The sequence below is a fragment of the Hoeflea sp. 108 genome (assembly GCF_000372965.1).
Lineage (GTDB): Bacteria > Pseudomonadota > Alphaproteobacteria > Rhizobiales > Rhizobiaceae > Aminobacter.
Genome location: NZ_KB890027.1, coordinates 28,875 through 40,526 on the forward strand (window position 1 = coordinate 28,875; position 11,652 = coordinate 40,526).

Consider the following 11,652-nt stretch of genomic DNA (forward strand, 5'->3'; position numbering starts at 1 on the left):
GGTGTTTCTCACGATCAGGGCAATGGCCGTCACCGACCAGGCAGGTCAAGGAGCTCGCTCGTCAGCAGTCCAGAGCGCCGGGCGCGGTCGAGCAGGTTTTTCACCGACGATGGAGACCACTTTGCTCCGCCGCGTGGTGTGCGCTCGTGAAGTTTCTCGAGCTGCGCACCAATGTCCCGGAGCGTCAAAGCCGGGTTCGAGGCGTGGATACCTGTGACCAGCGTCATCAGCCGGTCCTCCGGGAGGCGAGGCGGCGATTTCCGAAGCAGGGCGGGATCTGCCATGTGCTCGGTAACCAGCCATCTCACGGCACGACGAAGCCGCTCGGGGGTCCAGTCGTGCCCTCTTTGCTTCAGTACACGTGCAATGTCATCCCAAGTATGGTCCGGTCGCATGCGCTTCACAGTCGGAAGCCACTGGTTGGCAGTTGCCTGGATGCGTGCGCCGTAAGCTGCCTTCTGGGCGGCTGTCATCATGGCGAGCGTCTCCGGCCGGCGTTCGCGGATTCCGGGATTGCCGGAGAGCTTTCCCCTCGCCTTCGCCGCCCTTATGCCGGCCCTCGTGCGTTCGGAAATCAAGGAGCGCTCCAGCTGCGCCACGGCGCCGAGCACTTGGAGAGAAAACATGCCCTGCGGCGTCGTGGTGTCGATCGGATCTCGCAGGGAGCGAAAATGCACCCCTCTTTCCGTCAGGCCCTCGATTACCTCGAGCAAATGGCTGACGGAGCGCGCCAGCCGGTCGATCCGGACGACAAGGAGGGTGTCGCCAGCGCTCACGTCGCGCAGCAGCTTGCTGAGAGCCGGCCGGACCCGCGATACCCCCGAGCCATGCTCCTGAACGATCACATCGCAGCCGGCGGCGCGCAGTTCGATTTCCTGCGCTTCCGTCGCTTGTTCATCCGTAGACACGCGCGCATAGCCGATCAGGCGGCCCTGTGGTCGACGAGAAGCTTGTTTTTGCGTCTCAAAAGCCATTTGGAGCGCCTCCGAGCCGCCCGTCGTTCCGTTTTCCAAACATAGAAGATACGGATAAACGATCGGTTGTTTCCGACTCTTGACTTCTAGGCGCACAGTTGACTAGGAAACCAAATGCGGGTAGTTCCAAGTCAACTAGAGGGTAGTTGCCGTGTCGGTATCGGAGTTAGTGGCTCACACCGGCTATTGGATGCGGATGGTGTCGAATGCCGTCTCGCACGAGTTCGCCCGGAAGATCGCCACCAAGGACGTGACCGTTGCGGAATGGGCATTTCTGCGCACGCTCTACGATGTCGACGCCATGGCACCTTCGGATCTGTCTGCGAATATGGGCATGACCCGAGGCGCGATCAGCAAGCTTTCAGACAGGCTGCTCGCGAAGAAGCTGATCGGGCGGACGGAGAGCACTGAGGACAAGCGGACGCACACTCTGTCTTTGACGGAGGAGGGGAGGGGGATGGTTCCGATGTTGGCCGCGCTCGCGGACAAGAACGACACCGAGTTTTTTGGAGTTTTGACGGAAGAAGACCAGCAAACGCTCGACCGGATTCTCAAGGTTCTTGCCGAGAGAAGCAAGCTGGACAGCACGCCTGTAGACTAACTGCCGACGACCCCAGGACGTATCCACGTGAAAGGAGACCGCTATGGATGCGGGACGGATTGCTATTGCCCAGACCTGTCTCGACGCCGCCCATGATGGCAGTCTGAGCTTCCCCGAAATCGTCGGCAAACTGATCGCCGCCGGCTTCGAGGGCTATATGGTCGACTATCGGCGAGACACTCAGACCTACTATCTGCCGGACAGTGACAGCGTGATGCTCGATATGCCGTCGTCAGCAGGCGCAAGTGCCGCCACCTTCGACGCTGCTGGCGTGGAGAAGCTAGTGCGGTGAGCCCAAGCGAACGAGCCGGACTACTCCTACAAGGCTTTCTGTGAACGGGTGAAGGCAGCAGGATGCGCGGGGTATCTCGTCTCGTTCCTCGGTCGCCGGGTGGTCTACTTTGGACGGACCGCCGAAACCCACGTCGAGCACTTTCCTAACTGACCAGTTCGACGCCGTCCGCGATGTCGGACCGACTAACACGTCGGCACTCCGTGTCGAACCAGGGGCAGGAGAGGGGCTTTTCAGAGCCCCGACGCCTTGGTGAGGTTGACGCGGAACCTGTCACGACGGCGTTGGTATTTGCGCGTCATCTCAGCGCTGGCGTGGCCAAGCTGCTTCTGGACATAGCGCTCATCGACCTCGGCCGAGGAGGCGAGGCCAGACCGAAGCGAGTGTCCGGCGAACAGCTTGCCGCGCTGACCCTCGGGCAGGTCGCCGCGGACGCCGGCCGCCAGCGCGGTGCGCTTGACGAGGCGTGCGACCTCCTGGTCGTTGAGACGCTCCGATCCGACAGCCTTGCCCTGACCCGTCACACGGCGGAACAGGGGGCCGTGGGGAATACGCGCAAACTTCAGCCAGGTTTGAAGCGCCACGACGGGGCACGTTGCATCGGATGAGCCGCGGCCGACTTCTACCTCGCGCCAGCCGGTCTTTCCCCGCAACGTCAGCAAGATGCCTTTGTCCAGCATCTCCACCCAGCCAGAAGAATCCTCGGTCTGGTCACGACCGACGTCGAGGCCAACGACCTCGGAGCGGCGCAGGCCGCCGGCGAAGCCGAGCAGCAGCATGGCACGATCCCGCAGACCGCGCAGGGTGCCGCGGTCGAGCGTTTCCAGCATGGCGATGAGGTCCTCGGGCAGCACCGCTTCTTTCTGCCGCGGCGGGGCAGCGTGCTTGTTGCGAATGCCGGCCATGACGGTGGCAACGTGACGATCCTTGCGGTCCAGCGTTAGTCCGCGTTGGGAATAGTTCCAGGAGAGGGAGGAAAGCCGGCGTTCGATCGTCGACACGGAGTTCGGCTTCTTGTCGCCCGTCACCGTCCCGGAGGCACAGGCAGTGATGTAGAGGCCGACGGTTTGCGGGTCCGCTGGCAAGGTTTCCACACCCTGGCGCCGGCACCAGCTGGCAAAATGCTTCCAGTCCGAGGCGTATGCCCGGCGCGTATTGGTCGAGCTTGCCGCCTCGATGTAGGATCGCGCCCGATCGGCGAGGTGTTCGAGATGGCCGGGAACATGCGGTTGTTCGCCGCCAGCGACAACCGGAAGGGGAGGGGGCGAAGCTGGTCCCGTCTCGTCGGCCGCTGCATCCTCGGGAACCCGAACCCGGCCCATTTCCATGAGGAGGTCGACAATGTCGGGCAGGTCGTCAGGCGCGCCTTTATGAGACGCGGTGGCGGCCGACATCCGCGCCATGGAAACATCATCCGGCGCGCCCGTGCTGTGGGACGGTCCGGAGGGTCGCGTGTCGGATTGCCGGGTTTCATGAGACTCCGGATTGTTTGTTGTCAATGGTTTGTCCGTGACGCCATTGTGAGACTGAATCGGGGTTATTGAGACTGGCGATAAAACTGAGTCGGAATTTGTGAGACCAGATTGCAGCCAACCGGCGAAGCTGTCCACGGATCCCGACACCGGGCATGTAAACGTCGTAGAATTGGAGGTCATTATGGCAACTAAACCGAGGTTCAAGAGCGATGCCTTCGAGGCTATCCATAGCTCGGCCAACGCAATGTACAAAGTCGGAACGATCGACAAGGCGACGATGCGCAGTTTTGACGAAAGCTGTCTGACGACGCCGAACCTCGAACCCGATGAGATCAAGACGCTGCGCGAGAGCCACCACGTAAGCCAGCCGGTGTTCGCGCGCTATTTGAACACGTCGGAATCGACGGTGCAGAAGTGGGAAACCGGCGCCAAGCGGCCGAGCGGCATGGCCCTGAAGCTGCTGGCCATTGTCCGGAAGCACGGGTTGCAGATCCTGCAATAGGCGCTGGATAGCTTCCGGGTCATGAGCCTTCGGCGGAGCTGCCTTGTCGATGACGTAATTCTGCAATCGATTCGGGGTTATTGAGACTGACCTCGAAGGTGAGTCGGCGTTTGTCAGACCAGCTTCGGCCAGACGCGAGGTTGCCCCGTGGATCATGACGACGCCGATCCCGAGAGATGGGCCGAAGCCCGGCGGCGGGCGGAGATCCTGTCGAAAATGCCGTCGCGACCAGGCGACGTGGATGTCGGCGATGCGATGGCTGCGCTCGGGATCAGCCGGGCAACGCTGTTTCGCTGGCTGAAGCAGTTCCGCAAGGATGACCGCACAAGCGCGCTGTTGCCGCGTCGACGCGGCCCGGATGCGGGCATGCAGCCGCTGGAGCCGACAGTGCTCGCCATTGTCGAAAAGCATTTCCAGAAACTCTATGCCACTCGGCGAAAGCCCACACGGACGCGCTTTCAGCGCGAGGTGGCGGCGGATTGCCGAATGGCGGGATTGCAACCGCCCTCCATTCGCCGGCTCGGGCGCTGGCTTGCCATGCATGATCAGGCTGACCTCCTGCGTCGCCGCGAAGGTGCCAAAAGATCCGAGCCGGTTTTCCTGGCGACGCCGGGCGGACTGGAGGCCACAGCACCGCTCCACATCGTGCAGATCGACCACACCAAGGTCGACGTCACCGTGGTCGATCCGGTGACGCGGTTGCCGATCGGCAGGCCGACGCTGACGCTGGCCATCGACGTCAACACTCGGATGGTCATGGGGTACTATCTGTCGCTGGAAGCGCCGTCTCTCACGGTCGTGGCGCTGTGCCTGACCCATACGGTGATGGACAAGACTGGCTGGCTGGCTTCGCGCGGCATCGCGGCCGACTGGGCCGCGCATGGCATTCCCAGGACCATTCATGTCGACAACGGCGCCGAATTCCATGCGCGGGCCTTCGAGCGCGCCTGCGCCGAGCACCGCATCGACCTAACCTACCGCCCACCCGGCACGCCGCGCTTCGGCGGCCATATCGAACGGTTGATCGGCACGATGATGGGGGCGGTGCATCTCATTCCCGGCTCGCATTTCTCCAACATTCGCGAACGCGGCGATCTCAACCCGGAAGCCGAGGCGGTGATGACGCTGCGCGAACTTGAAACCTACCTCGCGCTGGAAATCGTTGGGTCCTACCATGCACGCATCCACAAGACCCTCGATCTGCCGCCGGCAACGGCCTGGCGAACCCGGATCGTCGAGGACACGGTGCGGATGCCGTCCGATCCACGGCAATTCCTGATCGATTTCCTGCCGTTCGAGGAGCGCACGCTGCAGCGCGACGGGCTGCATCTGTTCCATATCCGCTACTGGTCGGATGAGTTGCGCTGGCTAATGGGCCCAAATCCGCGGCGATTGCCCATCAAATATGATCCACGCGACCTGTCTTGCGTGTTCGTGGCGACAGGGGAGGCGTATCTGGATGTGCGGCCAGCCGACCGCACCCGTCCGGCGATCGCCTTGTGGGAGCACCAGGCGGCGCGTCGTGCGTTGCGGGCAGAAGGGCGCAAGGCCCTCGACGAGGATCTCATTTTTTCTACGATCCTCGCCCAGCGCGCTCTGGTCGACGAAGCGACGCGCACGACCAAGGCGATGCGAAGGGATCTTGCACGGCGCGAGCACCTTACCGCGACGATGATCGACATCACGCCGGAGATCGCCCCGATCGGCGACGACAGACCCCTGCAGCTACCCTATTTCGCGGTGGAGGAATGGGATGACTGAGGATTTCGAGCATCTGTTTCCCGCCAGCCGACAGGTCGCCGCGCTCAGCGCAGAGGAACGCATCCGCAGGATCCGCGCCGACCGCTGGATCAACTATCCGCGCGCCGAACAGGCGCTGCAAAAACTCGAGGAGCTGATCGTCTTCCCGCAGCGCGCCCGCATGCCTAATCTGCTCATTGTCGGCGCCAGCGGCATGGGCAAGACCATGATCGTGGAAAAGTTCTCGCGAGATCATCCCTCCAGTTTCGACGCGGTGACCGGATGCATGCACATGCCGGTGATCGTCGTGCAGATGGTGTCGGGGCCCGACGAGGCGCGGTTCTACAAGCGGTTGCTGGCGGCGATCGGCGCGCCCGAACCGCCGCGCGCAACGCTGTCAGTCCTGGAAAACCTGACCTTGCGCCTGCTTTCAGAAATCCGCCCCGGGCTGCTGGTCATCGACGAGGTGCACAGCCTGCAGGCCGGCTCGGTGCGCGAGCAGACGCGGTTTTTGAACATGCTGCGCTTTCTCGGCAACGAGCTCAGGATTTCGCTCGTCTGCGTCGGCACCCAGCAGGCGCGCAACGCGCTGCGCACCGACGATCAGCTGGTGCGCCGTTTCGAAGCCTTCGCGCTGCCGCCCTGGCAGAACGACGCGGATTTTGGCGGCCTGATCGGCAGCCTGCAGCGTACCTTGCCGCTGCGCCGGCCGAGCGAGATTTCTGAGCCGATGCTGAAGCGCTTGGTCGAGACGACCGGCGGCATCACCGCCGGGATCTTCTCGCTGATGGGCATGCTCGCCGCTGCCGCGATCGAAAGCGGCGAAGAGCGGATCGTCGCCCATGATGTCGCCGACAAGCGCAACATTCTTGCACTGCTGGGAGAACCGGTGTGATCACCGCGCCGACATTGACGCGGTTGCCGGTCGTGCCGAGGCCGGAAAAGGACGAACGGTTGTCCTCGTGGATGCATCGGCTGGCGCGTCTCTACGCCATGCCGATCGACGCGTTTTTGGAGCACTGCGGCTTGAGCGGCCGCAGGATCGGCGAGCTGGAATGGCGGCTTGGGGCAGGGGAGGGGGCTTTGCTGGCCCGCCGCACCGGCATCAGTCTGGATGCCTTGCGGGCACTGACCTTTGCCGGGATCGGACCGCATGCACGGCTGATGATCGCGACCAGCAATCGCTATGTCTGCCCGCACTGTCGTGCGGGCGTTAACCGAAAGACGGCCGCGCTCCCCTGGAATTTGTGGTGCGGCGAGCATCAAATGCGGTTTCGCTTCAAGGGAGGCGGAAGTCTGCAGACCCTGATGTCAAAACCGCAATTGATGGCTCTCGACCGCTACGCGCGCGCCAGTGCGCTGCGGATGGCGGACTGGACACGGGGGAGGGATGAGGGAGCCCCGTCAATCGAGGCGCTGCTGGATTTCCTGACGACGCGGCATCGCAAACCTTCGCCGCCGTCGCTCGATGAACAGCCCGTTCTTTCGCTGGAGGCACGTCGGGCCAATCACGCGTTTCTGACGCGTCCGATCGCGCGCCAGGCGCTTCTGGTCATCGTGCCGGAGTATGATCGCGTTGCACCCATCCTGGCCAAGCCGGTTCCGCGTGGCCTGTTCGCGCTGGCGCACGGCTCTCTCCTGCAGAACTATGCGCTTGCCGTCGGCTTGGGGCGACTGTCCGCCGATCCGGCTGGTTACGCGGCAGCGGTGTTGCTGGCGAGCGACCCGGAAGGCGAGGAACGGTTGCGCGAAACATTGCGGGCGTGGCCGCTGAAGTTGCGCCGGCGTATCTACGGACGGTTCAGGCGGCTTCGCGACGCTCAGAATGACGCGCATCGCGACCCTTTTGCCGGAAAGAGGCGGCCAGTCTCACAATTCCGATTCACCCAGTCTCATAATCATGCTCGGGGAATCTCATAATCATGCGCGAGAGTCCCGCCCAGGCCCTTGAGTCTCATCAATTCTGCTCATCCGACAATTCTGCTCGACATTAGAGGCCATTTCGGCAGCAGATCACTTTATGAACGATAATGCAAGATTATCAGTCATTATGGCCGCACGACAGGCGGTGCGTTTTGATGGCGTTCATATAGTCAAAAGCGCACGCACGATTTACAATATCCACCATGATTCGAACCGACTCATCGCTTGCCGCTTCGCCGCCGCCGCCGCGCGTTCCGTCTTGGGCGTTGCCGGGCGGGACCGTCGACCACGAAACCGACGCCGCTTTCTTTGCCGGTGCCGCCTTGACGTCGCTCGACACTCTGGTGCGTTCCGAACCGCCCTGGGCCGGCGCCTGGCGCCAGCGGCTGGCGCTGAAATGCGCCGCCGCCGCCGTGCGCCTCGCCGGTCGGAGCGAAGATGAGAGTGCGCTCCGTGACGCCTGGTATCTGCGCCCTGCCGCCGGTGATCCCGGTCCCGCCGGCACCATTTTGGCCGCGTGGCGGCAGCTCGCGGCCCGGTCGCCGGTGATCGACACTGCGCGGCTGGCCGAAGTGGTCATGCTGCTCGGTCTGCGCTGGGACGACGGCTTTGCCGATCTCCCGGGGGCGATTAACGACCTGGTCCGCTCCGGCCGCCCGGCGCCGTTTGTCGCCGCGGCGATCGCCAGCCAGATTGTTGCCCTGTCGCCTGGCGCAGAATTGCTGGCCTGGTGGTGCGCCGATCTGGTGCTGGCGCAAAAACTGCGCTGGCCACGGCCGGTGCCGCTGCTGATGGCGCAGGCTTTTGGCCCCGCCTTTCGTACTCAAGGAGCGCGCGCGGCAGGAACACGCATCCGACCGGGAGGGGAAGGATTTGAAGGGGCGGTGTGCCTGGCGCTGGTCCAGGGCTCAGCCGAGGCTTGTGGATTGGCTGGTGAGCTGTCGCGGCGCGCCGAGCGGCTTGCGGCAGTGATGCCAAAACTGCGCGCCAAAGGGGCTGGTGACGCGATCAAAAAGCTGCTCGATGACGATGCCGTGCCCGGCTCGCTGACCACCAAAACCCTGTCGCGGTTCGGGGCGCGCCGGCTGTTCGAGCGGCTACAAACATTCGAGGCGGTGCGAGAGCTGTCGGGTCGTTCCTCCTTCCGGCTGTATGGGCTGTAGCTATGGTCGGATTCGCCGGGCGCAAAGGGCAAAACGAGCAGCTCGGGCTGTTCGACCGCGAGCTCGAGCACCTGCCGCCGGAACTGCGTTGGCGTGAATGGATGGGGCGGGTCGAGGCGGTAATCTTTGCCGCCAGCACGCCGGTCACACGTAGTGTGCTCGCGCGAGTGGTTGGCAAAAGCTGCAACATCGAGCTGATCATCGACGACATTCGCGCCGAGCTCGCCGGGCGGCCCTACGAGCTGGTGTCGGTCGCTGGCGGCTGGCAGCATCGGACCAAAAAGGTTTTTGGCGACGCCATCCAGGCCGCCGTCGGCCAGCAAGGCCGCGAGGGCGAAAAAGAGCTGACTCAATCGGAAGCGCTGGTGCTGATGGGCATTGCCTACTTCCAGCCGATCACCCGCGGCGAGCTATCGTCGTTCTTTGGCAAGGAGGTATCGCGCGATCTGATCGGGGTTCTGCGCTCGCAGGATCTTATCGCGTCGGGACCGCGCTCGCCGCAGCCTGGTGCGCCCTATACTTATGTGACCACCAAGGCGTTCCTCTCCCACTTCGGCTTCGACACGCTACGCGACCTGCCGGATTTCGAGGCACTCGAGGATGCCGGGCTGCTGTCGAAAGAGAGGCTGTTGGCCGGCGACATTCCGGCCGGGCTGGCTGGCGGGGAGGGCGACCATGAAGACAATGGAGTAAAAGTCGACGGCTGAAGAATCGTGCGAACATCGACAAGGGAAAAAACACGATTGCGCGATACAAATCGCGGTTGAAAAGTTAACGTCGCATGCGCGTTGCCGTGTGAATGGAGACCCGAGAAGAGCTTATGACTACTGCCCGCCATATCGTGACGCTGCTTAAGAGCCACATTGCCGGCGATGAGGATCGTTTCCTCGCCACCGCGATGCAGCTTGCTGCGCATGAGGCGCGTCAGGGCCATGGCAAGCTTGCTCAGGACCTCAAGAACCTGATCGATGCGGCCAAGAGCAGGGACACCGGGATTGCGAAAAGCGCCCGCCCGGTTCCCCTTGTTCAGCCGAAGGGCGAACTCGCAGGGCTCCTGCATGCGCGCTATCCTGACCTGCGGCTGACCGACATGATTCTGCCGGATAGCCTGCGCGCTCGCCTGCAGCGCGTGCTGGGCGAGCAGCGCCAACAAGCCAGCTTGCGCGAGCAAACTTCTTCTGGTCGGTCCGCCCGGATCCGGCAAGACCATGACCGCCTCGGCATTGGCCGGCGAGCTTCATCTGCCCCTCTTCACGATTGTCCTCGATGGATTGATCACCAAGTTCATGGGTGAGACGGCGGGCAAGCTGCGGCTTGTATTTGACGCAATGCAGTCGACCCGCGGCGTCTACTTCTTTGACGAGTTCGATGCCATTGGAGCGCGTCGCGGGGAACGTCAGGATGTAGGCGAGATCCGGCGCGTGCTCAACTCGTTCTTGCAATTTCTCGAGCAAGACGACAGCCAAAGCCTGATCATCGCGGCAACGAACCATCCCGAGCTGCTCGACAGGGCCTTGTTCCGCCGTTTCGACGACGTCATAGAATACGCCGTCCCCGATCAGCCACTCATCGAGGCGCTGCTTCGGGCTCGACTTGATCGCTTCGACACCAGGGGGCTTGCCTGGAACAAGGCGATTTCTCAGGCCGAGAGATTGTCGCAGGCGGAGATTATCCGCGCGGCGGACGACGCAGCAAAAACCATCATATTGCGGGGCGGGAAGCGGATCACATCGGAGGCGCTGTTAGACGCGCTGACGGAACGCCGGCAGGCCTCGCTGTCTGATTAGCGACAGCACAGGTTATAATGGCAGACGACTTTCCGCGCGACCGTCCCCACATCCACCTCCTTAATAACGGCATCCGTGAAGCGTATCGGCGGCCAAACCAGCGCATCGAGCCATCGCCGCTGCCGGCGCGCGATCGCGCAGCGCACGCCGCCGCCTTGATGCAATCGATCGAACAGGCCGTCGAAAGTGCGCGGCAGCAGATTGCGGCGCGAAACGCACAGCTGTCGGTGGGCACCCCCGGCTTCTACCTCGAGATCGATCTGCCAGCATCGGAGCGAGTGGGTCTCGATCAATTGGCCGATCGTCGGCAGCACATGGAACTCGTCGCCGTGCAAGAGCCGGCTCAGCCCGGCGCTCCAATCACAGCGTCGGTGTTCGTGCCGCAACGTGCGGAAGCCTACTATCTGAGGAAGGTCGAGGCGTATCGCGACGTCGACACTGATCGGGGCAGGCCGAGGAACGAACCGCTTATCTCGCGTATAGAAACCGTGCGCCTTGCGACTGCAAGGTCTTTGTTCACCGACGCCGCCGACCTCTTTCCTCAAGTCGCCGATGAACGGGTGTGGTGGGAGGTTTGGCTGCGCGAGGGTAGCCGCGAGAACTTCGAGCGCATTGCCCAGGCCCTGAACATCACGATACGCGCGCATGCGGTGAGGTTCCCGGAGCGGGTGGTCACCCGCCAGAGCCAGGGCGACTTCCGGCATGAACTTCTTCGAATGGCATGCTCCGGTGCCGCTGGCCCACGGGCGTCTTCACCCGCGCCCTGAAGTTCCTGACCAACATCCAGCAGGGCAAGCCGGCACGGCGCCTGAACTGGACCATGACGATCAATCCGCGGCTCGATACCAGTCCGGAAAACTTCCACAAATGGGGCGGCGACCGGCTGACGGTGACGCCCGAGAATGTCGGCGAGAAGGTGCATCTGCGCGTCGAGTTGCAGAGCTTCTGGCGGCTGCCGCGCTCCAATGCGCTGGTCTTCCCGATCCGCTGCTACCTGCTCAAGATGGACGAGTTGGTGACGGTGCCGAAATGGGCCCGCCGCTTCCATCGCGTGCTGCGCGACCTGCCGGTGGAGCTCGACGAATACAAGGGCCTGACCCGCTATATGACGGCGCACCGACCTCCCCCGGCTTCAGCCCGGACTGAAAAAGCAAAACCGTGACGCTCCCGGCATGAGCCGGGACCGCTTCAGCCA

At 63.2% G+C, this 11,652-nt stretch carries 11 protein-coding genes and 2 pseudogenes; 10 read left to right on the forward strand and 3 right to left on the reverse strand.

The annotated features are described in order from the left end of the window. Positions 1 to 29: 29 nt before the first annotated feature. Positions 30 to 974, reverse strand: a complete 945-nt coding sequence (locus tag B015_RS31990) for a recombinase family protein (RefSeq protein ID WP_040457499.1) — start codon at positions 972 to 974, stop codon at positions 30 to 32. 151 nt (positions 975 to 1,125) lie between these two features. On the opposite strand from B015_RS31990, the gene B015_RS0129665 reads away from it, so the two are divergent. Together B015_RS0129665 and B015_RS34195 are read left to right on the forward strand one after the other, a co-directional pair. Next, a complete protein-coding gene (locus tag B015_RS0129665; protein ID WP_040457492.1) occupies positions 1,126 to 1,575 on the forward strand; it encodes a MarR family transcriptional regulator in 450 nt (149 codons plus the stop codon). Positions 1,576 to 1,618: 43 nt separating this feature from the next. Continuing rightward, positions 1,619 to 1,867 (forward strand): hypothetical protein, encoded by a 249-nt coding sequence (locus B015_RS34195; RefSeq protein WP_018431403.1) that lies wholly within the window; start codon positions 1,619 to 1,621, stop codon positions 1,865 to 1,867. Positions 1,868 to 2,100: 233 nt separating this feature from the next. Here B015_RS34195 and B015_RS0129675 read toward each other — a convergent pair whose 3' ends face one another. Continuing rightward, positions 2,101 to 3,270 carry a site-specific integrase gene (locus tag B015_RS0129675; protein ID WP_018431404.1) on the reverse strand — a complete coding sequence of 390 codons (1,170 nt, stop codon included), beginning with the start codon at positions 3,268 to 3,270 and terminating at the stop codon, positions 2,101 to 2,103. 253 nt (positions 3,271 to 3,523) lie between these two features. Here B015_RS0129675 and B015_RS0129680 point away from each other — a divergent pair, with 253 nt between their 5' ends. From B015_RS0129680 to B015_RS32000, 7 genes and pseudogenes are all read left to right on the forward strand, one after another. After that, complete coding sequence (locus tag B015_RS0129680) at positions 3,524 to 3,844, forward strand: DNA-binding transcriptional regulator (RefSeq protein WP_026227817.1); 321 nt, start codon at positions 3,524 to 3,526, stop codon at positions 3,842 to 3,844. Between the two features lie 147 nt (positions 3,845 to 3,991). Continuing rightward, positions 3,992 to 5,605, forward strand: a complete 1,614-nt coding sequence (locus B015_RS0129685) for a Mu transposase C-terminal domain-containing protein (protein WP_018431026.1) — start codon at positions 3,992 to 3,994, stop codon at positions 5,603 to 5,605. Further along, positions 5,598 to 6,479, forward strand: coding sequence for a TniB family NTP-binding protein (locus B015_RS0129690; protein WP_018431027.1), 882 nt, complete (start codon positions 5,598 to 5,600; stop codon positions 6,477 to 6,479). The genes B015_RS0129685 and B015_RS0129690 overlap by 8 nt, the downstream gene beginning before the upstream one ends. After that, positions 6,476 to 7,504 (forward strand): TniQ family protein, encoded by a 1,029-nt coding sequence (locus B015_RS0129695; protein ID WP_018431028.1) that lies wholly within the window; start codon positions 6,476 to 6,478, stop codon positions 7,502 to 7,504. The genes B015_RS0129690 and B015_RS0129695 overlap by 4 nt, the downstream gene beginning before the upstream one ends. Before the next feature lie 206 nt (positions 7,505 to 7,710). Next, positions 7,711 to 8,670, forward strand: a complete 960-nt coding sequence (locus B015_RS0129700; protein WP_018431405.1) for a DUF1403 family protein — start codon at positions 7,711 to 7,713, stop codon at positions 8,668 to 8,670. A gap of 2 nt (positions 8,671 to 8,672) precedes the next feature. Beyond that, on the forward strand, positions 8,673 to 9,377 hold the full coding sequence (locus B015_RS0129705; RefSeq protein WP_018431406.1) for an SMC-Scp complex subunit ScpB: 705 nt from the start codon (positions 8,673 to 8,675) through the stop codon (positions 9,375 to 9,377). Between the two features lie 113 nt (positions 9,378 to 9,490). Beyond that, positions 9,491 to 10,457, forward strand: a pseudogene (locus B015_RS32000) (ATP-binding protein). On the opposite strand, the gene B015_RS34015 reads toward B015_RS32000, so the two are convergent. Next, positions 10,454 to 11,161: a hypothetical protein gene (locus B015_RS34015; RefSeq protein WP_040457493.1), complete on the reverse strand. Its 708-nt coding sequence runs from the start codon at positions 11,159 to 11,161 to the stop codon at positions 10,454 to 10,456. The pseudogene B015_RS32000 and the gene B015_RS34015 overlap by 4 nt on opposite strands. On the opposite strand from B015_RS34015, the pseudogene B015_RS0129720 reads away from it, so the two are divergent. After that, positions 11,157 to 11,562: pseudogene (locus B015_RS0129720) on the forward strand (heme-dependent oxidative N-demethylase subunit alpha family protein); the annotation flags it as partial. The gene B015_RS34015 and the pseudogene B015_RS0129720 sit on opposite strands and share 5 nt — an antisense overlap. Positions 11,563 to 11,652: the final 90 nt, after the last annotated feature.